The 20,635-nt window shown below is 60.3% G+C and carries 16 protein-coding genes and 1 pseudogene; 9 read left to right on the forward strand and 8 right to left on the reverse strand.

Going from position 1 to position 20,635, the window contains the following annotated elements:
- Positions 1-122 precede the first annotated feature (122 nt).
- The 3 genes from ACXHXG_RS12555 to ACXHXG_RS12565 all read right to left on the reverse strand — a co-directional run bounded on the left by ACXHXG_RS12555 (position 123) and on the right by ACXHXG_RS12565 (position 3,734).
- Complete coding sequence (locus ACXHXG_RS12555) at positions 123-1,070, reverse strand: substrate-binding domain-containing protein (RefSeq protein WP_457899446.1); 948 nt, start codon at positions 1,068-1,070, stop codon at positions 123-125.
- A 62-nt stretch (positions 1,071-1,132) separates the two neighbouring features.
- On the reverse strand, positions 1,133-2,149 hold the full coding sequence (locus ACXHXG_RS12560) for an ABC transporter permease (RefSeq protein WP_457899447.1): 1,017 nt from the start codon (positions 2,147-2,149) through the stop codon (positions 1,133-1,135).
- Positions 2,150-2,210: 61 nt separating this feature from the next.
- On the reverse strand, positions 2,211-3,734 hold the full coding sequence (locus tag ACXHXG_RS12565; RefSeq protein ID WP_457899448.1) for a sugar ABC transporter ATP-binding protein: 1,524 nt from the start codon (positions 3,732-3,734) through the stop codon (positions 2,211-2,213).
- 166 nt (positions 3,735-3,900) lie between these two features.
- On the opposite strand from ACXHXG_RS12565, the gene ACXHXG_RS12570 reads away from it, so the two are divergent.
- Both ACXHXG_RS12570 and ACXHXG_RS12575 read left to right on the forward strand, forming a co-directional pair.
- Entirely contained in the window at positions 3,901-4,926 is a 1,026-nt protein-coding gene (locus tag ACXHXG_RS12570) for a LacI family DNA-binding transcriptional regulator (protein WP_104824325.1), read from the forward strand.
- Positions 4,927-4,936: 10 nt separating this feature from the next.
- Entirely contained in the window at positions 4,937-5,293 is a 357-nt protein-coding gene (locus ACXHXG_RS12575) for a VOC family protein (RefSeq protein WP_457899449.1), read from the forward strand.
- Between the two features lie 39 nt (positions 5,294-5,332).
- On the opposite strand, the gene xylA is transcribed toward ACXHXG_RS12575, so the two are convergent.
- From xylA to ACXHXG_RS12600, 5 genes are all read right to left on the reverse strand, one after another.
- Positions 5,333-6,643, reverse strand: coding sequence for a xylose isomerase (xylA, locus tag ACXHXG_RS12580; RefSeq protein WP_457899450.1), 1,311 nt, complete (start codon positions 6,641-6,643; stop codon positions 5,333-5,335).
- A 163-nt stretch (positions 6,644-6,806) separates the two neighbouring features.
- On the reverse strand, positions 6,807-8,264 hold the full coding sequence (xylB, locus tag ACXHXG_RS12585; RefSeq protein WP_457899451.1) for a xylulokinase: 1,458 nt from the start codon (positions 8,262-8,264) through the stop codon (positions 6,807-6,809).
- A gap of 39 nt (positions 8,265-8,303) precedes the next feature.
- Positions 8,304-9,329 (reverse strand): LacI family DNA-binding transcriptional regulator, encoded by a 1,026-nt coding sequence (locus ACXHXG_RS12590; RefSeq protein ID WP_457899452.1) that lies wholly within the window; start codon positions 9,327-9,329, stop codon positions 8,304-8,306.
- A gap of 157 nt (positions 9,330-9,486) precedes the next feature.
- Positions 9,487-11,085: a DHA2 family efflux MFS transporter permease subunit gene (locus tag ACXHXG_RS12595; protein ID WP_457899453.1), complete on the reverse strand. Its 1,599-nt coding sequence runs from the start codon at positions 11,083-11,085 to the stop codon at positions 9,487-9,489.
- A gap of 15 nt (positions 11,086-11,100) precedes the next feature.
- On the reverse strand, positions 11,101-12,333 hold the full coding sequence (locus ACXHXG_RS12600; protein ID WP_457899454.1) for an HlyD family secretion protein: 1,233 nt from the start codon (positions 12,331-12,333) through the stop codon (positions 11,101-11,103).
- A 160-nt stretch (positions 12,334-12,493) separates the two neighbouring features.
- Between ACXHXG_RS12600 and ACXHXG_RS12605 the strand changes: the two genes are divergently transcribed.
- The 7 genes and pseudogenes from ACXHXG_RS12605 (at position 12,494) to ACXHXG_RS12635 (ending at position 20,603) form a co-directional block, all read left to right on the forward strand.
- The gene (locus ACXHXG_RS12605) at positions 12,494-13,174 is read left to right on the forward strand and encodes a TetR/AcrR family transcriptional regulator (RefSeq protein ID WP_104824332.1); all 681 of its coding nucleotides are present in this window, start codon (positions 12,494-12,496) and stop codon (positions 13,172-13,174) included.
- A 105-nt stretch (positions 13,175-13,279) separates the two neighbouring features.
- Complete coding sequence (locus ACXHXG_RS12610) at positions 13,280-14,119, forward strand: AraC family transcriptional regulator (RefSeq protein WP_457899455.1); 840 nt, start codon at positions 13,280-13,282, stop codon at positions 14,117-14,119.
- A gap of 134 nt (positions 14,120-14,253) precedes the next feature.
- Positions 14,254-14,997: a TerC family protein gene (locus ACXHXG_RS12615; RefSeq protein ID WP_104824334.1), complete on the forward strand. Its 744-nt coding sequence runs from the start codon at positions 14,254-14,256 to the stop codon at positions 14,995-14,997.
- Between the two features lie 165 nt (positions 14,998-15,162).
- A pseudogene (locus ACXHXG_RS12620) lies at positions 15,163-16,936 on the forward strand (SLC13 family permease).
- Positions 16,937-17,110: 174 nt separating this feature from the next.
- The gene (gene gltX, locus ACXHXG_RS12625; RefSeq protein ID WP_283047466.1) at positions 17,111-18,568 is read left to right on the forward strand and encodes a glutamate--tRNA ligase; all 1,458 of its coding nucleotides are present in this window, start codon (positions 17,111-17,113) and stop codon (positions 18,566-18,568) included.
- 16 nt (positions 18,569-18,584) lie between these two features.
- The gene (gene lysS, locus ACXHXG_RS12630) at positions 18,585-20,081 is read left to right on the forward strand and encodes a lysine--tRNA ligase (protein WP_457899456.1); all 1,497 of its coding nucleotides are present in this window, start codon (positions 18,585-18,587) and stop codon (positions 20,079-20,081) included.
- 237 nt (positions 20,082-20,318) lie between these two features.
- Positions 20,319-20,603 carry a hypothetical protein gene (locus ACXHXG_RS12635; protein ID WP_104824338.1) on the forward strand — a complete coding sequence of 95 codons (285 nt, stop codon included), beginning with the start codon at positions 20,319-20,321 and terminating at the stop codon, positions 20,601-20,603.
- Positions 20,604-20,635 lie beyond the last annotated feature (32 nt).

Genomic DNA, 20,635 nt, shown 5'->3' on the forward strand with positions numbered 1-20,635 from the left:
GCCAGTCGCCGACGGCAAGAGGTACGTGCCGCAAAATTTCCTCGGGCCGCGAAACGAAGCGGCGGAACATTTAAAAAGCGCCCGCCGGAACCGGCGGGCGCCTCTGTCGGAATCCGTGCCGATCAGAACGGCGAGTCGGGGAAGTAGAAATCCTTGGCATTGTCCTTGGTGACCAAGGTCGCGTCCAGGATATAGTTGCCGCGAACCGGAACCTGATCGTAGAAGTTGGCGGCCGTCAGTTCCATAGCCGTCCCGACCATTGCCGGCGGATAGAGCACATCCACCGGGATCAGCTTGTCGCCGTCCATGACCTTCCTGACCATGTCCTTGGAACCGGCGCCGGCGATAATGTACTGGATGTCGGTACGCTTGGCCTGGTCGATCGCCTGCAGCACGCCGACGGCCATATCATCATCCTGGCACCAGACGACATCGATCTTCGGGAACTTCGTCAGATAATCCTGCATGACCTTGAAGGCGTCGTCGCGGTTCCAGTTGCCGTACTGCCGGTCGAGAACCTTGACGTTGGAGCCGGCGATGCCCTTGTCGAAACCGTCCTGACGCTGCTGGTCGATCGGGATCGGCAGACCACGGATGACGACGACCTGAGCATTCGGTGTATTGGCCTTGATATACTCGCCCGCCGTCTGGCCGAGAGCAGGATTGTTGCCCGCAACATAGAGGTCGCGGACGGAATTGTCGTTGTTGCTCGGCGCGCGGTCGACGAGAGCAACGAACTTGCCCTTGTCCTTGACTTCCTTGATCGCATTGACCAGCGGATCTGGATCCGACGGCAGGATCACGAGAGCGTCGATGCCCTGAGTCTCAAGGTCCTGTACCGCATTTGCCTGGCTTGCGGCGTCGGGCGAGGTCTTGACAATGACATTCAGCCCCGGATGTTCGGCCATCAAGAGTTTGGCGACGCGTTCGGCATGGAAGACGACGCCGGAGGTCCAGCCATGGTCCGCCGCCGGAATGGAAACGCCGATGGTGACCTTTTTGTCCTCGGCATGAACCGCACTGGCCAGAGCCACCAGCGCGACGGCCAGACCAAATAGTCTTTTACGCATATTTCATCCTCCCAGATAGAAACAGGGCATTGTCCTAATGACCGGGCGCCCCTTAGACCCGGTTATTGCTGTTTGCGAGCAAGCGAGCGCTGGACGAGCATGGCGATGATGATGATCGCGCCCTGGATAGCGCTGAGCAAATACTCGCTGATGAAATTGGAAAGCAGCATGATGTTGCCGACCAGCTCGAGGATGAAGGCTCCGCAAACGGTACCCCATACCCTGCCCGCGCCGCCCTTCAGCGCCGTGCCGCCGACGACGACGGCCGTGATTGCCTGCAGCTCCCACAAGCTACCCGTCGTCGCCGATGTCGAACCAAGCCGCGGCACGTAGAGAAGCACGGCGATCGCCACACACAGGCCCTGGATGACGAAGGCGATGGTGCGCACGCGATTGACCGCCACGCCGGAATAACGCGCAACGTCGCGGCTGGAGCCGACGGCGATGACATGCCGCCCGTAACGGGTGCGATAAAGAATGAAGGCCGCGATGCAGGTAACGACAATGATGACGACGATAGGCACCGGCACGCCGAGCACGGAGCCGTAATAAGCGGGCTTATACAGCGCCTGCAGGTTCGCCGGGCGCAAGGTGATCGCGCCGCCTTGCGACAGCCACGTCGTCAAGCCTCGGTAGACACCCATCGTGCCGAGCGTCGCAATGAACGGCTCGATCTTGCCCATGGTCGTGATCAAGCCGTTGGCCAAGCCGCACAGGAGACCGGCGACGATCGAAAACAACACGGCCGCCGCCAACATCAGGGCAGGATCGGCGATGACACCGGAGTTCATCAAGAGGATCATCAGGCTTGCGACGAAGGCGACCATCGCGCCAACGGACAGATCGAGATCGCCCGCCGAGATGACGAAGGTGGCACCGACCGCAATGATCGCAATATAGGCGCATCGCGTCGCGACATTGGTGAGATTGGTGATGCCGATGAAGTTCGGGTTGACCAGTGCGCCTACGATCAGAAGCAGCACCAGCGCTGCAAACGGTGCCACGGCCCTAAGATCGACATCACGCCAGGAACGCCCTCGCCGACCGGTCTTGCCGCTGCTGTCTTCGCCCACGCTCATAACCAAAACCAACCTCCCATCCCAATGACTGCTGGGAATTCGCCCTGCCTCTGCTGCCCGTTCAGGCAGCCGCCTTTTTCTTCAGGCCCGCCGCATAACGCATGATTTCCTGCTCGGAGATCTCGTCGCCTTCAAGCATGCCGACGATCCGGCCCTCGCGCATCACCGCGATCCGCGTGCACAGCCCGATGACCTCGGGCATTTCCGAGGAGACCACGATGATCGAATGGCCATCGCGGGCCAGTGCCGAAATGAAGTGATAGATCTGCTGCTTCGTGCCGACATCGATACCGCGTGTCGGCTCGTCGATGATGATGATCTGCGGGTCGGTTTCCATGACCTTGGCCAGAAGCAATTTCTGCTGATTGCCGCCGGACATGCGGCCGGCAACGATATTTCCGTCGCGAACCCGGATGTCGAAGCGCCGGCGCGCCCGCGTCAGCGCACTGGCCTCGCTGGAGGCGCTGAGATAACCGAACTTGCCGTGCCGATCCAAGGACTGGAGGGTCAGGTTGACGGCCATGCCGGAATTCAGAAGGAGACCCTTGGACTTCCGGTCCTTGGTCATATAGGCAAGCCCGGCATCGATGGCCGCATGCACGTCATGCGGCGGCACCGTTTGGCCATTGGCGACGACCTCACCGGCCGCGCGTGAGCGCAGGCCGACGATCGCTTCCATCAGCTCCGTCCGGCCCGAACCGATCATGCCTGAAAAGCCCAATATCTCGCCCTTGCGCAACTCGAAGCTCGCATCGTGGACGTAGCCGGTCGAGAGCGAGCTGACGCTGAGCACCACCTTCTCGTCGACATCGGGCTCGTTCTTGGCCGGATAGAGGCTGGAAAGCTCACGCCCGACCATCAACTGGGCAATCGATTCGCCGTCGAGCAGCGAGGTTTGCGATGTCTTCACCCACTGGCCGTCGCGCAGGACCGTGACGCGGTCCGTCAGCTCCATGACTTCGTCGAGCTTGTGCGACACGAACACGAAGCTTGTTCCCTGGTCCCTAAGCTTGCGCACCTGCTTGAACAGGAAGTTGGTCTCCTCGCGAGACAAGACGGCGGTCGGCTCGTCCATGAAGACGATCCTCGCGTCCCGGCTGATCGCCTTGGCGATCTCCACCATCTGCTTGTCGGCGATGGAAAGCGTGCCGATCAGCGCATTCTCGTCGACATGCGAACCGAGGAGATCGAGGACACGCCGCGTTTCGGCGCGCATATATTTGCGATCAAGCACACCAAAACGCGTGACTTCACGGCCGAGAAACAGGCTTTCGGTAACGGTCAGATGTTCGGCTAGATTGAATTCCTGGTGGATGATGACAATGCCGAGCGCTTCGGCGCCGCCGTTGGGCGGCAGCTTCACCGGCTCGCCGTCGAGCAGGATTTCGCCGGAGCTTGGCTGCTCGAACCCGGAAAGGACTTTCACGAGCGTCGACTTGCCGGCGCCGTTCTCCCCCATGAGCGCATGGATTTCGCCGGCCCGAAGATCGAAATTGACGCTGAACAGCACCTGCACGCCGCTGAAGGACTTGGAAATTCGCCTCGCGGACAGCACCACCGCGCCGTCGACGGTCTCCGAACTCATTATTTCCTCCCTGTGGCCCCACACCACTTCCATGTTGTGTAAACCTTTACATACTCTGTGTAAAGGTTTACATCATTGCATATCGCACAATTTTTCGCGGTCGCCTTTGATCTCCGCGGAAGTCTGTGTAGTGTCCGGTCCGAGACGAGACCCAAGGCAGAGCGCAGTGTCTAATTCCACGCCCGCAACCATCGAAGACGTCGCCCGCATTGCCAATGTTTCGATCGCTACGGTCTCGCGGGCAATTCATATGCCTGAAAAGGTCGCGAACTCGACGCGGCTGAAGGTCAATCAGGCGATCGCGATCACCGGTTATACCACCAATGCCATGGCGCGCAGCCTGCGGCTCGGTCGATCGAACATGATCCTCGTCGTCGCGCCCGATATCGGCGATCCTAATTTCTCCAATATTCTCATCGGGTTGGAAAATGAGGCGCGCTCGCACGGCTACGGCGTCCTGATCGGCCACACGCAGAACGATGCGCAACGCGGGCTGGAATATCTGAAGTTCCTGAATTCCAACCAGGCGGCTGGTTTGATCCTGTTCACCGGTATCTTGCCCTTCGGACACCAGACGATGACAGCGCGGCTGCCGCCGAGCGTCGGCGTTTTCGAGCCGGTCTTCAACGGCGGCATTCCCTATGTCGGCGTGGACGATATCGCTGGAGCGCGCAAGGCGGTCGACCTTCTGATTGCCGAGGGTCATCGCAAGATTGCATTCATCGGCGATTCGCGCACCCGCCTCGCCTATAGCCGGCGCCGCATGGGCTACGAGGCGGGACTGGATGCCGCCAACGTCAGTCCCGACCTTCGTATCGTATTCGAGGGCGACGGCACCATCGAGAGCGGCAGGCTGGCCGTCGAGCAGCTTTTCATGCGCGACACGCTGCCGACAGCCTTCATGTGTGTCAACGATCAGACGGCCATCGGCGTGATGATCGGGCTGAAAGCGCGCGGCTACGACATTCCCGGGGATTTTTCGGTGACCGGCTTCGACGATGTGCCGCAGGCCGTTTTCATGTCACCCTCGTTGACCACGATCCGGCAGCCGCGAACCGCCATCGGCAAGCATGCAATGTCGCTCCTGATTGAGCTGTTGTCGGACGGCCAGCCGGCTGAGACGGAAATCTTGCTGCGGCCGGATTTGGTGGTGCGCAACTCGGTCTCGGCACCGTCGCGCGCCCGGCGATAAGGACATAGCCGTGCCGCTCGGCAGACTCGTCCTTTATGCCCGCGACGTGGACGCGACGATCAGCTTTTACGAGAAGCATTTTGGGTTCAAACCGCTGCGGCAGGACGGCGATCGAATTGTCGAGCTGCTGGCACCAGACGGCGGCGCCAATCTGATGATCCATCCGGCAGGAAAAGCACAGAAAATGGGCCAGGTGCTGGTAAAGCTGGTCTTCGACGTCGAGGATGTGGAAGCCTTTCGCGCCAAATGCGCCGGCAACGGGCTTGAATTCGGCCCTTTGCACCAGGCCGATGGTTATGTGTACGCCAATGCCCAGGACCCCTGCGGAAATTCCATATCCATTTCCAGCCGCGCCTTCCGGCGATAATCCGGGAGGCGATGAACCACCGCCTCCCGGTTTTGTCGATCAAACGTAACGATTGACGATGTTTTCCAGCAGTTCCTGCTTGCCGGACTTCGGCTGCGGATTGATGTCCTTGCTCTCGACCCACTGAGCGATCTGATCGAGCGAATATTCGCCGCGCAGCAGCTTCTGGCCTTCAGCCGAATCCCAACCGGCGTAACGGTCGGCGAGCGGCTTGGAGAGCGCCTTGTCCTCGATCATCTTGGCAGCGGCCTTGAGGCCACGGGCGCAGCAATCCATGCCGCCGATGTGACCGATGATCAGATCTTCCGGATCGAGCGACTGACGGCGCAGCTTGGCGTCGAAGTTGGTGCCGCCGCTCTTGAAGCCGCCGCCTGCCAGCACGTGGTAGTATGCGAGCGACATTTCCGGAACATTGTTCGGGAACTGGTCGGTGTCCCAACCGGACTGGTAGTCGTTGCGGTTCATGTCGATTGAGCCGAAGATGCCGAGCGCGTTGGCAAGCGCCAGTTCGTGCTCGAAGGAATGGCCGGCAAGGATCGCATGGCCCTGCTCGATGTTGACCTTCACTTCGTTTTCAAGGCCATTCTTCTTCAGGAAGCCGTAGACGGTCGCGACGTCGTAATCATACTGATGCTTGGTCGGCTCCTGCGGCTTCGGCTCGATCAGGATCGTGCCCTTGAAGCCGATCTTGTGCTTGTACTCGACCACAAGGTTGAGGAAGCGGCCCATCTGGTCCAGCTCACGCTTCAGGTCGGTGTTGAGAAGGGTTTCGTAGCCTTCGCGGCCGCCCCAGAGAACGTAGTTTTCACCGCCGAGTTTGTGCGTTGCGTCCATGCAGGTCTTCACGGTCGCAGCCGAGAAAGCAAAGACATCCGGATCCGGGTTGGTGGCGGCACCTGACATGAAGCGGCGGTTGGAGAACAGGTTCGCCGTGCCCCACAACAGCTTGACGCCCGTCTCGGCCTGCTTCTCGGCGAAGTAATCGACGATCTCGTTGAGGTTCCTGGTGTTCTCGGCGAAATTCTTGCCTTCCGGACGCACGTCGGCGTCATGGAAGCAGTAGTAGGGCGAGCCGAGCAGGGTGAAGAATTCGAAGGCGACGTCAGCCTTCAGCTTGGCCGCTTCCATCGTGTCCTGGAACCAGGGGCGCAGAAAGGTCTGGCCGCCGAAGGGGTCGCCGCCCGGCCAGGTGAAGGTGTGCCAGTAGGCAACGGCAAAACGCAGATGGTCTTCCATGCGCTTGCCAAGAACCACTTCATCCTTGTTGTAGTGGCGAAAGGCCAGCGGGTTGGTGCTCTCAGGCCCTTCGTACTTCACTTTCTTGATGTCACCAAAAAATCCGGTGCCCATAACTCATCTCCTTGGGTTTGGTATTCGATATTGTTTCGTCGCTGGTAGCGCGCCCTCATCCGACCCTTCGGGCCACCTTCTCCCTGCCGGGGAGAAGGTATGGGTGGCTGCAGCAAGCTCGATCTCACCCTCTCCCCTCGGGGAGAGGGCAGGGTGAGGAGTATTAGCCGGCGCTCAGCGACTTGATCGCCGGATAAAGCGCGCGGTAACGCTTGTAGGCATCCTCGTAAGCACCGCCCAGCGCTATGACCGGTTCGATCGTGCCGGCGGTTTCCGGCGGCGTGCAGACCGCGACCGGATCGGCGCCGGTTGCCGCGATCAGGCCGAGACGGGCAGCGCCAAAAGCGGCTCCGAAATCGCCGTCGGCCGGCAAATCGACGGGAACGCCGAGCGCCGTCGCGATCGAAGCCAGCCAGTAGCGCGAACGCGAGCCGCCGCCGATGGCGGTAACGCGGGCGATATCGGTTCCCGCCGAGCGCAGCGCTTCGAGATTGTCGCGAATGGCAAAGGTGACGCCTTCGAGCACCGCCTGGGTGAGGACGGCACGGCTGCTCTCATGGCCGAGACCGATGAAAGCACCACGGATGATCGCATCATTATGCGGGGTGCGTTCGCCGGAAAGATAGGGAAGGAAGGTGACGCCAGACGGTGCCTTCAGCGCATCCCCCAATTCGCTGGTCAGTTCGGCGGCGGATTTGCCGGTGACATTCGAATGCCAGTTCAACGCATCGGTCGCCGACAGGATGACGCCCATCTGATGCCATGTGTTCGGCAGCGCATGGCAGAAGGCATGAACGGCGCTTTCCGGCTTCGGCAGGTAGGAGCCGTTGGCAGCAAAGAGCACGCCGGAAGTACCGAGCGAGACAAAGGCGGCGCCATGGCTGACCGTGCCCATGCCGCAGGCCGAGGCGGCATTGTCCCCTGCCCCGCCGGCCACGACGACGTCGCCGGCGATACCCCACTTCGATGCCAGCTCGCCGCGCAGCTTGCCGGCGGCTTCCGTGCCTTCCACCAGCGTCGGCATCTGCTTTTCATCGAGATTGGTGGCGGCGAGCAGCTCGGAAGACCACTTGCGCTTGCCGGTATCCAGCCAGGACGTGCCGGCGGAGTCGGACATTTCCGACATGTGCTCGCCCGTCAGCCACAGGCGCAGATAATCCTTCGGAAGCAGCACCCAGCGCACTTTGGCGAAAATGTCAGGCTCATGCTTGGCGACCCAGGCGAGCTTCGGCGCGGTGAAGCCGGGGAAAACGATATTGCCGGTCAAGGCGCGAAAGCGCGGATCGGCATCGAGGGCGGCGGCTTCCTGATAGCTGCGCGTGTCGTTCCAGAGGATGCAGGGACGCAGAACCTTGTCATCCGCATCGAGCAGCGTCGCGCCGTGCATCTGGCCGGACAGACCGATGCCGCGCACGGCAGCCAGCTCCTTCGGATGTGCTGCCTTCAGGCCAGCAACCGCCTCCTCGGTGGCACGAACCCAGTGCGCCGGCTCCTGTTCCGACCAGCCCGGATGCGGCCGCGACACGTCGAGCCCGCCATTGGCCGATCCGATGATCTTCTGGTTGCCGTCGATCAGCATCGCTTTGACGCCGGACGTTCCGAGATCAAGACCCAAATACATCAGATGTAACTCCCTATGCTCTGCCGCAGATTTTGATGATCAGGGCAGATTGTCCTTCAAGAAAATGTCGAGGCGGATGCGCTCCTGGCCGGCGATGACATCCTGGCCGTCCGCCGTCGCCTTCATGACGCGGATGGCGCTGCGCACCTCATGGCCGGCGTCCTGGTTGAGAACGGCATCGATGGTGCCCTCCTGCAGCGCTGCGCGTGTATGTTCCGTCAATTCGTGGACGACGACCGTCAGCCCGCGCCCCTGCCCTGTCTCCTTCAGCGCCCTGAGCAGACCGCGATTGCCGGCGCCGAGACTATAGACGCCGATGATGCTGTTGCTGCCGGAAAGCGCTTCGGAGACGAGCGTGTTGGCGATTTCCGGATCGTCGCGCCCTTCCAGCACCGGCAGCAGGCGCAGTTGCGGAAATTCCTCCGCCATGACGGAGGAAAATCCTTCCAGACGCTCCCGATGGTCGCGCACCAACATGGAGCCGGCGAGAACGGTGATATCGCCTTTCTGCCCGCCGAGAAAACGGCCGAGCAGCCGGGCAGCCGTCCGGCCCGCAGCAATATTGTCGACGCCAGCATAGTGGTGCCGGGTGGAGTCGGTGAGATCGGAAACGAGCGTGACTACAGGAATTCGTGCCGCCACCAGTCGGTCGACGGCGGCGCGGACCTCCGGCGCATCGGTCGCCACCAAAGCCACGCCGGCGAGATTCAGTCCCTGCAGCGCGTCTAGCGCGGCAACCAGCGCCGGCGCGTCGAAGGCGGGCACCTCGACGATGCGAATCTCGGTGCGATCGAAGGTCGAGCGCATCATCGCCTGACGCACCTCGGCATAGAGCCCGTTCATGAAGGAATTGTCGCCGGTCGGCAGGATGAAGACGAGCGGATAGACGCGGCCCTTGGCAAGATTGGCTGCCGCCACGTCGCGGACATAGCCGATGTCGCGAATTGCCGCTTCCACCTTCTCGCGCGTCACGAGACGCACGCCCGGGCGCCGGTTCAGCACGCGATCCACGGTCGCGAGGCTGACGCCCGCAGCAGCGGCGATGTCGTAAACGGTGGGTCTCATCGGCTCCTCCTGGCGAAATCCTTTACTGCGATTTCTGATGTACGTAAATCAAAAACTTTTGAAACCTGAAATTCCCTGTCGACAAGCACAAAAGAAAAAGGCCTCTCGATCAGAGAAGCCTTTCAATTACAGGAAGATAGGAAGGAAACGGTTAAGCCTAGTGGCCGCCGCCACCCGCGCCTCTCGGTGGAGCGTTCGGCTTGCTCAGCATCAATACGCCAAAAATCATCGCAAGGAACAATACGGTCAACATCAGGAAGACATCGCCGAAGGACATGATGACCGCCTGCTGCTCCGCCATGTTGACCAACTGCCGCAACGCTGCCTGCGGACCGTCCAGACCGTTGGCGGTGAAATTGGCCGTCATATTGTTGATCTTATCGATGGCGGCCGGGCTCCCCCAGTGAACATGATCGCGCAGATGCATGTAATGGGCGTCCTGACGGGTGCTAAGCACCGTATTGATGATGGCGAGCCCGACGGCACCGCCGAGGTTGCGGGTCAGGTTAAACAGGCCGGAAGCACCGCGCATGCGGGCGGGAGGCATCGTTCCGAGCGCGATGTTGTTGATCGGCACCATGCACAACATCAGCCCGAAGCCGCGAAGAATCTGCGGGATGAAGAGCTCCCAGAAATCCCAGTCCGTCGTCAAGCCCGTCATGATCCACGTGCCGGTCGCGAAACTGCAGAAGCCGATGATCATCATGAGCCGAAGATCCATCTTGCCGGAAAGAATACCGGCGAGAGGCGCAGTGAAGAACATTGCAAGGCCAGAGACGAACATCGTCTCGCCGATCATCAGCGAATCATATCCGCGGATACGGCTGAGATAGACGGGATAAATGTAGGTCAGACCATAAAGCCCGATGCCCATGACAAAGGAGAATACCGAACCAAATGCGAAGTTCTTGTTGCCGAAGGCCTTCAGATCGACGACGGGGAATTCGACGGTGAAAGCGCGGTAAAAGAAGACGAGCGCGCCGATCGCGGAAGCAATCGCGGCAATCACGATATAGTCGTCGTTGAACCAGTCGTTGGTGTTGCCTTCTTCGAGCACATATTCCAGCGCGCCGAGAAACAGCGCCATGGAGAACAATCCCCACCAGTCGAACTTCTTCATCAGCGACAGCTCCGGTTTGTCGAAGTCGATGAAGTTCCAGGTGACGATGGTGACGATGATGCCGGGCCCAATGTTGACGAGGAACAGCCAGTGCCAGGAAAATGCGTGACTGAGATAGCCGCCGACGGTCGGGCCGATGGTTGGCGCAAGCGTTGCGATCAAACCGATGATCGGCGACACGACGTTGCGCTTTGACGGCGGGAAAATGGTGAAAGCTGCGGCGAAGACCGACGGGATCATACCGCCGCCGATAAAGCCCTGCAGCGCACGATAGACGATCATCTGATCGATGTTGGTCGCCGTCGCACAGAGACCGCTGGCAATGGTGAAGCCGGCGGCGGAAGCCGCGAAAAGATATCGTGTCGAGATGATGCGGGCCAGCGTTCCCGAAAGCGGGATCATGATGACTTCAGCGATCAGATAGGCTGTCTGGACCCACGGAATTTCATCCGAGCCGGCGCTAAGGCCGGCCTGGATTTCGCTGAGGGAGGCGGAAACGACCTGAATGTCGAGGATCGACATGAACATGCCGAGCACCATCGCAAAGAAAGCGATGAGTTTGCGGGGGTCCATGTGGTCCGCCGCTGGGACGACGGGACCGGCTGTCGAACCTACGGTCGCTGCTGTCGAGGCCATCGGCGCTCTCCAAACTTAGTTGCTGGCCACCCGATCCGGCGCAGTGCGCGTATCGACATCGACGACGACACTCAGACCAGCACGCAGACGACCGCTGTCGAGCGCGTCCTGCGGCAGTGCGATACGAACCGGCACGCGCTGGACCACCTTGGTGAAATTGCCCGTCGCATTTTCCGGCGGCAACAGCGAGAAGACCGAACCAGAGGCCGGTGAGATCGACGTTACCGTACCGACGATCGGATGATCGCTATAGGCATCGACATGGACGTTAACCTTGGAGCCGGCAACCAGATGCTGGATCTGCGTTTCCTTGAAGTTGGCGTCGATATAGAGCTGGCGGGTCGGAACCAGTGCCATCAGCTTCTGGCCAGGCGAAACGAGATCGCCTTCCTGAACCGAACGATTGCCGACAATGCCGTCATAAGGCGCCTTCAACACGGTAAAGGAGAGATCGCGGGCGGCCTTGTCGCGAGCGGCCTCCAGGCCCTTGATCGTGCTTTCGGCCTGGCGACGCTGCGCCTGCAGCAGGTTGATATTGGCCTGAGCCGACGCGATGGCGGCATCGCCGCCGACGAGATTGGCCTTGGCCTGGTCGAGGGCGATATTGGCGCTGTCTAGCGACGCAGTGGTGCCGACGGACTTCGACTGAAGTTCGGCAGCGCGTGTCTGGGTGATCTGCGCGCCGCGTACCGTCGCTTCCAAGGCAACCTTTTGAGCCTGCGACTGGGCAAGAGCAGCCTGGCCGGCGGCAATCTGCGCATCGATGGTGTGCAGTGAAAGCTGCTCGGTATCGAGCGATGCCTGGGCCTGTTCAAGCGCCAGCTTGTAGTCGCCGTCGTCGAGCGTGGCGAGCACATCGCCCGCCTTGACCTGCTGGTTAGCGACGACGTTCACCTTGGCGACATAGCCCGTCACTTTCGGCTGGATGGTCGCGATGTCACCTTCGATATAGGCGTCATCGGTCGACACCAGGAAGCGGCCGTTCGTCCACCAGTCATAGCCGTACCAACCGCCGCCAACGAGCACCAGAACGGCGATGATGGGCAGTGCCAGGCTGCGCCGCTTCTTCTCGGTCGGCGGTGGGGCCGCTTGGACCGGGTGAGCATGCGCAGCCTGGGCGGGGGGCGGGCTGTTAGGCTTTTCCGTGGCAGGAGCCTCGGCGGTTGCACCGGCATTCCGTGCTTCCACTTCGACGTCAGCGGAATCATCAACGATGCGCGCTACATTGTTACTATGACTTGACGACATTGCCCTACCACCGGAAATCTGACTAAATAATCGAACCGTACGGTTCAGTTCAGTTGACATAGATCGTTTTTCATTCCATATCAAGTCATATCGAACCACCCGGTTCGATTTAATTAACGAATCTGATTAAGATTCTGAAAAAGTGATCGCGAAGGAGACGATGAAACACGAACCGCAAAATACCGCCGTCTTGAACGCACCCGCATCCGGGGGGCGTTGGGCCGCTGGAGAAGACCCAGTCAAGCGCCAGCAAATTCTGGATGGCGCCAAGCGTGTCTTCATGAAAATGGGGTTCGATGCCGCGAGCATGAACGACGTCACGCGCGAAGCGGGCGTCTCCAAGGGCACGCTCTACGTCTATTTCGCCAACAAGGAAGATTTGTTCGCCGCCATGGTGGACAGCGAACGTGCGCATTTCGTCGAGACCGTGCGCACCGCGCTTGCCGACGATACCGACGTCGCCACCAATCTCTATGAATTCGGCATGGTGTTCGTCACCCACGTCACATCGGACAAGACCATCAGCGCCATGCGCACCATCATCGGTGTGCGCGAACGCATGCCCTCCCTCTGTCAACGCTTCTTCACCGGCCCGGAAAACCTGCGCACCGTTCTGCGTGGCTTTCTCGAACGTCAGGTTGCGGCCGGTCATCTCCGCATCGAGGACTTCGATATGGCAGCCCGTCATTTCCTCGATATGGCCAGCGGCAGCTACTTCAAGCTGAGACTGTTCGGTGACATGGATTTCCCGCCCTCGAAAGAGGAGATCGACTATGTCGTGCGCGGCGCCGTTCGCGTCTTCATGGCTGCTTATGGTATCAATCGGAAAGATCAGGCCTGACCGCCTTCCGATAGCCAGCGGATATCTGACCCCAATCCCGCAATCGCGATCAAACCCGATAGCCGGTCGGCGCCTAACAATGGGCGGGCAACCAGGGAATCGAATATGAGCGCGATTGGAAGAGCGATATGGTTCATCGAAAGCCATTTCTCGTCGGACATCTCGCTGGACGAGATTGCCGATACGGCTGGCCTGTCGCGCTATCATCTGTCGCGCGTCTTCGGGCTCACCACCGGCCATTCGATCAGCGGCTACATCAGGGGCCGACGCCTTAGCGGGGCGGCTCTTGCGCTGATCAACAGCTCATCGACCATTCTCGAGGTTGCCCTCGATGCGGGCTACGGCTCGCATGAGGCTTTCACCCGTGCCTTCCACGAGCAATTCGGCATGACGCCGGACAGCTTGCGCAAACAGGGGCACGCCCGAAACCTTGTTTTGCTGGAGCCCATCAGAATGGACGACACCCGCCTTCCCAAACTCGACGCGCCGCGTTTCGAGACCCTCCCCGCAATGCTGCTCGCCGGCCTTGCGGAAACCTATGCCTATGAAGCCACGCAAGGGATTCCCTCGCTTTGGCAGAAATTCAACCAGCATTTCGGCCATATTCCCGGCCAGGTCGGCAATGTCGCCTATGGCGTCTGCATCCTCGCCGAAGACGAGAGCGAAACCTTCCGCTATATCGCCGCCGCCGAGGTTAGCGCGGTCGACGATCTGCCGGAGGGTTTTACGACCTTGAAACTGCCGCAGCAGCGCTATGCCGTCTTTACCCATCGCGGCCATATTTCCGGCATCTCCGCCACCGTGCATCAGATCTTCGGTGACTGGCTGCCGCAATCCGGCCAGGAGCACGCCAGCGTGCCCGACACGATGGAGCGTTACGACGACCGTTTCGATCCCCGCACCGGCACCGGCGTGACGGAGATCTGGATTCCGCTGAAAGCATAGAAATATGCGCGCGCGCCGCGAAAATAGTCGCGGCGCTTGCACCTGCGATTTCGCTCCTTACATAAACGACCATCATTGAGGAGCCGGAGCTGGGGGGTCAGCGTCGGCAGACGCTGACCAAAGGAAAATCATCAATGGACATTGTTGGCTTGGTGCAGGATCCGAGTGCATGGATTGCGCTTGTCACGCTCGTCGTCATGGAGGTGGTCCTCGGTATCGACAACCTCATCTTCATCTCGATCCTGACCAACAAGCTGCCGGTCGAGCACCGGGAAAAAGCACGCAAGATCGGCATCGGCCTTGCCTTGGTCATGCGCCTTGCCCTGCTCGGCACCGTCGCCTGGATCGTGCAATTGACGGAACCGGTCTTCGAAGTCTTCGGCCAGGGCTTCTCCTGGAAGGATATGATCCTGATCGGCGGTGGCCTGTTCCTGGTCTGGAAGGCGACCAAGGAAATCCATCACAATGTCGATCCGCTGGAACATGGCGAGGATTTCATCGCCAAATCGACCACGACCGGCTTTGCCTCGGCCATCGGCCAGATCCTGCTGCTCGATCTCGTCTTTTCGATCGACAGCATCATCACCGCCGTCGGCATGACGCCGCATCTGCCGATCATGTTCATCGCAGTCATCGCCGCAGTCACCGTCATGCTGGTGGCCGCAACGCCGCTTGCCAACTTCATCGAGAAGAACCCGACCATAGTCATGCTGGCGCTGGCCTTCCTGCTGATGATCGGCACGACGCTGATTGCCGAAGGCATGGGCTTCCATGTTCCCAAGGGCTACGTCTACGCCGCAATGGCCTTCTCCGCCGCAGTCGAGGTGCTGAACATGCTGGCCCGGAACCGGCGGAAAAGAGCTGCCGGCGGGCACTGAAACCATCGGCCATGACTATATGTAGGCCCGCCTGTTGTCGGCGGGCTTTGCGTCGGCGGAACTTTGCAGCGAAACCTGCATTGATTCATCTCGGCGATATGTATCGGCAAAAGCTGGCGTCACGATCCGGCCTTGGATCCTTGGCAACAACATCATCGGAGCGGCATGTCCACTCAGCAAGCACTTGCATTTGGTGTTATTGCCCTGATGATGGCCGCCTTCATCTGGGGTAGGATCCGCTACGATATTGTAGCGTGCTCGGTACTCGTTCTCGCTGTAGCGCTGGGCCTCGTCCCTGCCGAGAATGCTTTTTTCCGGCTTCAGTGATGATATCGTCATCATCGTCGGCAGCGCGCTAGTGGTGAGCGCCGGTGTCGCCCGATCAGGCATAATCGATTCTGCCATACGGCGCTTCTTTCCGAAGCTTGAATCCCCCCATACGCAGCTCGCGCTGCTGACGATCGTGGTTGCTGTGCTGTCGGCTTTCATCAAGAACATCGGCGCTTTGGCGATCATGATGCCGGTTGCCTTTCAGTTTTCGAAAAAGACGGGCGTTTCACCCTCGCGCTATCTGATGCCTATGAGCTTCGCCGCTCTGCTGGGCGGCCTGATGACGCAAATCGGCACCTCGCCGAACATCGTGGTGTCGCGGCTGCGGCAGGAGATCAGCGGAACGCCCTTCTCCATGTTCGACTTCACGCCTGTCGGCGCACTCCTGACCTTGGTCGGTGTTCTCTTCCTGATTTTCTTCCATCGCCTCGTACCTGAACGCAGCCACAAGAATCCCTCGTTGGAAGACGCACTGGACATTGAAGCCTATTTTTCCGAGGCGACGGTCCCCGAAGGCTCGGGTGCCGTTGGCAAACCTCTGCACGAAGTTCTTCGCAACGGTGATGGAGAAGTTGTGGCAACCGCGATCCTGCGCGGCGATCTACGCCTTTCACCGGTTCCCGACGTCATGCTCCAGGCCGGGGACACTATCCTGCTGGAGGGCGGCCCAAAGGCTCTGGACCTAGTCGTTTCCGGCGCCAGCCTGAAGCTTTCCGGCAAGCCGATGGCCGAGGTGCATAAGGAGGACGGCGACATCATCGCGGTCGAGGCTGTCATCGCGCAGGATTCCAGCCTGGTCGGCGTATCGGCCCGCGATCTTTCGCTGTTTCACACCCGCGGTATCAACCTGCTGGCGGTCAGCCGCAAGGGTGAGCGCCTCGGCGAAAGGCTCGCTGGCATTTCGTTGCAGGCAGGCGATGTCGTGGTCTTGCAGGGCAGCCGCAACGCCATGCCGGCCTTCCTGCAGGAAAATGGCTGCCTGCCGCTGGCCAAACGGGAGATCATGCTCGGGACGAGGCGGCGTGCCTACATACCGCTTCTGATCCTCGTCGCAGCCATGGGGACGACCGCCACCGGCCTGGCGCCTGTATCGGTTGGCTTCTTTGCCGCCGCTCTCGCCATGCTGCTTTTTCGGGTCATTCCATTGGCCGACGTCTACAAAGCCGTCGACGGGCCAATCCTCGTGATGCTTGCAGCATTGATCCCGGTCTCGGATACGCTTCGCACAACTGGTGGCAGCGAGCTGATTGCCCACTGGCTCGGGCACTTCGCCACTCAGTTGCCACCCTATGGCGCGCTTGCACTGATCCTGGTCACTGCCATGGCGGTAACACCTTTCCTCAACAACGCCGCCACGGTGCTCGTCATGGCGCCAATCACCATCAGCTTTGCGCAGACGTTGGGTTACCGCCCCGAGGCGTTTCTGATGGCGGTGGCGGTCGGCGCCGGCTGCGATTTCCTGACGCCTATCGGTCATCAGTGCAACACCCTCGTGATGGGACCCGGCGGCTACAAATTCAGCGATTATCCACGTCTCGGGCTGCCATTATCGTTCATCATTATCATCGTGAGCGTGCCAGCCCTGCTTTATGTCTGGCCGGTAAGCTGAGCAGTTTCCCTTGACGTTATCCGTTGAATATGGCCTAAGCCTGCCAAACGGAAAACGCGGGATTGAAGCGGCAAGGCGCCCTTTTCCGGCCGGTTTCCTGATCCAGATAAACATCCCCAGCCGGGCAGCGCTTATCCCAAGCAGCGGCCTGGCTTTTTCTGACGGGCAAACAAGATGACAACATCAGGCGTTCGCGTCCGCATCGCACCCTCCCCGACCGGCGAGCCGCATGTCGGCACGGCCTACATTGCGCTGTTCAATTATCTCTTCGCCAAAAAGCATGGCGGCGAGTTCATCCTGCGCATCGAAGACACCGACGCGACGCGCTCAACCCCGGAATTCGAGACCAAGGTGCTCGATGCGCTGAAATGGTGCGGCCTGAAGTGGTCCGAAGGCCCCGATATCGGCGGTCCCTACGGCCCTTATCGCCAGAGCGACCGCAAGGACATTTACAAGCCCTTCGTCGAGAAGATCGTCGATGCCGGCCACGGCTTCCGCTGCTTCTGCACGCCCGAACGCCTGGAAAAGATGCGCGAAGCCCAGCGCGCCGCCGGCCTGCCGCCGAAGTATGACGGCCACTGTTTGAACCTGACGGCCGAGGAAGTCTCCACGCGCGTTGCCGGCGGCGAGCCGCATGTCGTGCGCATGAAGATCCCGACCGAAGGCTCGTGCAAGTTCCATGACGGCGTCTATGGCGATGTCGAAATCCCCTGGGACGCAGTCGACATGCAGGTCCTTCTCAAGGCCGATGGTATGCCGACCTACCACATGGCCAACGTCGTCGACGACCATCTGATGAAGATCACCCATGTAGCGCGCGGCGAGGAATGGCTCGCCTCGGTGCCGAAGCATATTCTGATCTACCAGTATCTCGGCCTCGAACCGCCGCAGTTCATGCACCTGTCGCTGATGCGCAATGCCGACAAGTCGAAGCTGTCGAAGCGCAAGAACCCGACGTCGATCTCCTATTACACCGCACTCGGCTATATTCCCGAGGCGCTGATGAACTTCCTCGGCCTGTTCTTCATCCAGATCGCCGAAGGCGAAGAACTGCTGACCATGGACGAGCTTGCCGAAAAGTTCGATCCGGAAAACCTCTCCAAGGCCGGCGCGATCTTCGATATCCAGAAGCTCGACTGGCTGAACGGCCGCTGGATCCGCGAGAAGCTGTCGGAGGAGGAGTTCCAGCATCGGGTGCTCACCTGGGCCATGGAAAACAGCCGCCTGAGGGAAGGCCTGAAGCTGTCGCAGTCGCGCATCTCCAAGCTCGGCGAACTGCCCGACCTCACTGGCTTCCTGTTCAAGTCCGACCTCAACCTCGATCCCTCGGCTTTCGCCAAGATCAAGTCGACGCCGGAAGAGCTGCTGGAAATCCTGAACACGGTACAGCCCGATCTCGAAAAGATCCTCGAATGGAATGTCGAGACGATCGAAGCCGAACTGCGCGCCATTGCCGACCGCATGGGCAAGAAGCTGAAGGTGGTGGTCGCTCCCCTCTTCGTCGCCGTATCGGGCTCGTCGCGCTCGCTGCCGCTTTTCGACAGCATGGCGATCCTCGGCCGCTCCGTCGTGCGTCAGCGGCTGAAGCTTGCCGCCCAGACCGTTGCGACCCTCGTCGGCCCGAAGAACTGAACCGGACGTAAAAATCATGAACGACAAGACCGAAACATCAGGCCTTTCCTCTGACGCAACGGAAGTCCGCCGGCAGAAGCTAAAGCTGCTGCGCGAACAGATCGGAGACGTCTATCCGGCGCATTTCCACCGGACGCTGACCAATGCCGAGCTGGCTGCAAAATACGAGGGCCTTGAGCCGGACACCGAAACGGGCGACGTCGTCACCGTCGCCGGCCGCGTCTATTCCTCGCGCAATTCCGGCATGTTCATGGATATCCATGACGCCTCCGGCAAGATCCAGATCTTCAGCCACAAGGATGTAACGTCCGAAGAGGCCCGCGCCCTGCTGCCGATGATCGACATCGGCGACATCATCGGCGTAACCGGCGTCGTGCGCCGCACGAAGCGCGGCGAGCTGACGATCAATGCCCAGCAAATTACCATGCTGACCAAGTCGCTGCTGCCGATGCCGGAAAAGTGGCATGGCTTGTCCGATATCGAGCTGCGCTACCGCAAGCGCCATCTCGACATCATGACCAACGAGGAATCGAAGCTTCGCTTCCAACAGCGCAGCCGCATCGTCTCCGGCATCCGCCGCTTCATGGAGACTGACGGCTTCATGGAAGTCGAGACGCCGATGCTGCATTCGGTCTATGGCGGCGCCACGGCCGAGCCGTTCAAGACGCATCACAACACGCTGAAGCTCGACATGTATCTGCGCATCGCGCCGGAACTGTTCCTGAAGCGCACGCTGGTTTCGGCCCTCGCAGACAAGGTCTTCGAGATCAACCGCAACTTCCGCAACGAAGGCGTCTCCACCCGGCACAATCCAGAATTCACGATGATGGAGTGTTACTGGGCCTATGCCGACTACGAGGACATGATGGACCTCGTGGAACGCCTGTTCTCGACGCTGGCGATGTCGATCCATGGCAGCACCGAATTCGCCTTCGGCGACAAGCAGATCTCCTTCAAGGGCCCGTTCCGCCGCGTGCCGATGCCCGACGCCGTCAAGGAAGCGACCGGCATCGACTTCCTGGCGATCAAGACCGATGAGGAAGCGCGCGCCGCCGCCAAGGCCGCCGGCTTTGCCGTCGAGAAGGACGCCACATGGGGCGAATGCCTCGCCTTCATTTTCGAAGAGAAGGTCGAGGACACGCTGATCCAGCCGGCTCACGTCACGCATTTCCCGAAGGACATCTCGCCCTTCGCCAAGGAAGTGCCGGGCGAACCGCGCCTCGTGGAACGCTTCGAGACCTATTGCAACACCTGGGAACTCGGCAACGCCTTCTCGGAACTCAACGATCCGGAAGAGCAGCGCGCCCGCATGGTCGAACAGCTCGAACAAGCCCATGCGCGCGGCGAGAAGCAGAAGGAACTGGACGAGGAATTCCTCGACGCCATCGATCAGGGGATGCCGCCCGCCGGCGGCCTCGGCATCGGTGTCGACCGCCTGATCATGCTGCTCACCAATTCCCCGTCGATCCGCGACATCATCCTGTTCCCGGCGCGGCGCAGCAAGGCGGACTAAAGCAATTCCAGGAAAAGAGCGCAGCGGTTTTCCGTCCGGAATGCGAAAAACAAAGGGATAGAGCGGGAAAGCGATCCCCTGAAACGCTGAACCGCTCTAACACGGTTTCGCACAGACGACAGGCCGCCAGGTTAAGCCATGGCGGCCTTTTTTATTGGGCCATTGCCTGCGGATTGCGTATAAGTTCCCGCCAACGCGCGGCGAATCCTCGCCCTCCGGAAACAAGAGGCACGAACAATGACTGAAAAAGAAAATCCGACCGCCGACGCCGATCACGAGCAGCAGCGCCTCGACGATCTCGCCGAACTGGGCGATATCGATCTGACGCAATTCGCGCCGGGCACATTCGGCTGCCATGAGGCGATGCACACGACCTCGCTCATGCTCGACATGACCGACGACCATCTCCTGCAGCACCCCGCCATCCTGGCCAATCCGGAATTCTACCGCCTTGCCGGCGACGTCCACGAAGCCTTGTTTGCGCTTTATCAGGCCATCGGCGAGAAACATCTGGCGGATTGAGAGATTATCCTGGCCCCGGCCAGGTGACGTCT

Source organism: Rhizobium sp. LEGMi-198b, from assembly GCF_054114205.1.

What these genes read in the sequence shown, in the direction of transcription:
- ACXHXG_RS12610 (WP_457899455.1), top strand. Translation starts at nt 13,280, where the DNA reads ATGAGCGCGATTGGAAGAGCGATATGGTTCATCGAAAGCCATTTCTCG.
- ACXHXG_RS12605 (WP_104824332.1), top strand. Translation starts at nt 12,494, where the DNA reads ATGAAACACGAACCGCAAAATACCGCCGTCTTGAACGCACCCGCATCC.
- gltX (WP_283047466.1), top strand. Translation starts at nt 17,111, where the DNA reads ATGACAACATCAGGCGTTCGCGTCCGCATCGCACCCTCCCCGACCGGC.
- ACXHXG_RS12560 (WP_457899447.1), bottom strand. Translation starts at nt 2,149, where the DNA reads ATGAGCGTGGGCGAAGACAGCAGCGGCAAGACCGGTCGGCGAGGGCGT.
- ACXHXG_RS12595 (WP_457899453.1), bottom strand. Translation starts at nt 11,085, where the DNA reads ATGGCCTCGACAGCAGCGACCGTAGGTTCGACAGCCGGTCCCGTCGTC.
- ACXHXG_RS12635 (WP_104824338.1), top strand. Translation starts at nt 20,319, where the DNA reads ATGACTGAAAAAGAAAATCCGACCGCCGACGCCGATCACGAGCAGCAG.
- ACXHXG_RS12565 (WP_457899448.1), bottom strand. Translation starts at nt 3,734, where the DNA reads ATGAGTTCGGAGACCGTCGACGGCGCGGTGGTGCTGTCCGCGAGGCGA.
- ACXHXG_RS12555 (WP_457899446.1), bottom strand. Translation starts at nt 1,070, where the DNA reads ATGCGTAAAAGACTATTTGGTCTGGCCGTCGCGCTGGTGGCTCTGGCC.
- xylB (WP_457899451.1), bottom strand. Translation starts at nt 8,264, where the DNA reads ATGTATTTGGGTCTTGATCTCGGAACGTCCGGCGTCAAAGCGATGCTG.
- ACXHXG_RS12590 (WP_457899452.1), bottom strand. Translation starts at nt 9,329, where the DNA reads ATGAGACCCACCGTTTACGACATCGCCGCTGCTGCGGGCGTCAGCCTC.
- ACXHXG_RS12615 (WP_104824334.1), top strand. Translation starts at nt 14,254, where the DNA reads ATGGACATTGTTGGCTTGGTGCAGGATCCGAGTGCATGGATTGCGCTT.
- ACXHXG_RS12600 (WP_457899454.1), bottom strand. Translation starts at nt 12,333, where the DNA reads ATGTCGTCAAGTCATAGTAACAATGTAGCGCGCATCGTTGATGATTCC.
- xylA (WP_457899450.1), bottom strand. Translation starts at nt 6,643, where the DNA reads ATGGGCACCGGATTTTTTGGTGACATCAAGAAAGTGAAGTACGAAGGG.
- lysS (WP_457899456.1), top strand. Translation starts at nt 18,585, where the DNA reads ATGAACGACAAGACCGAAACATCAGGCCTTTCCTCTGACGCAACGGAA.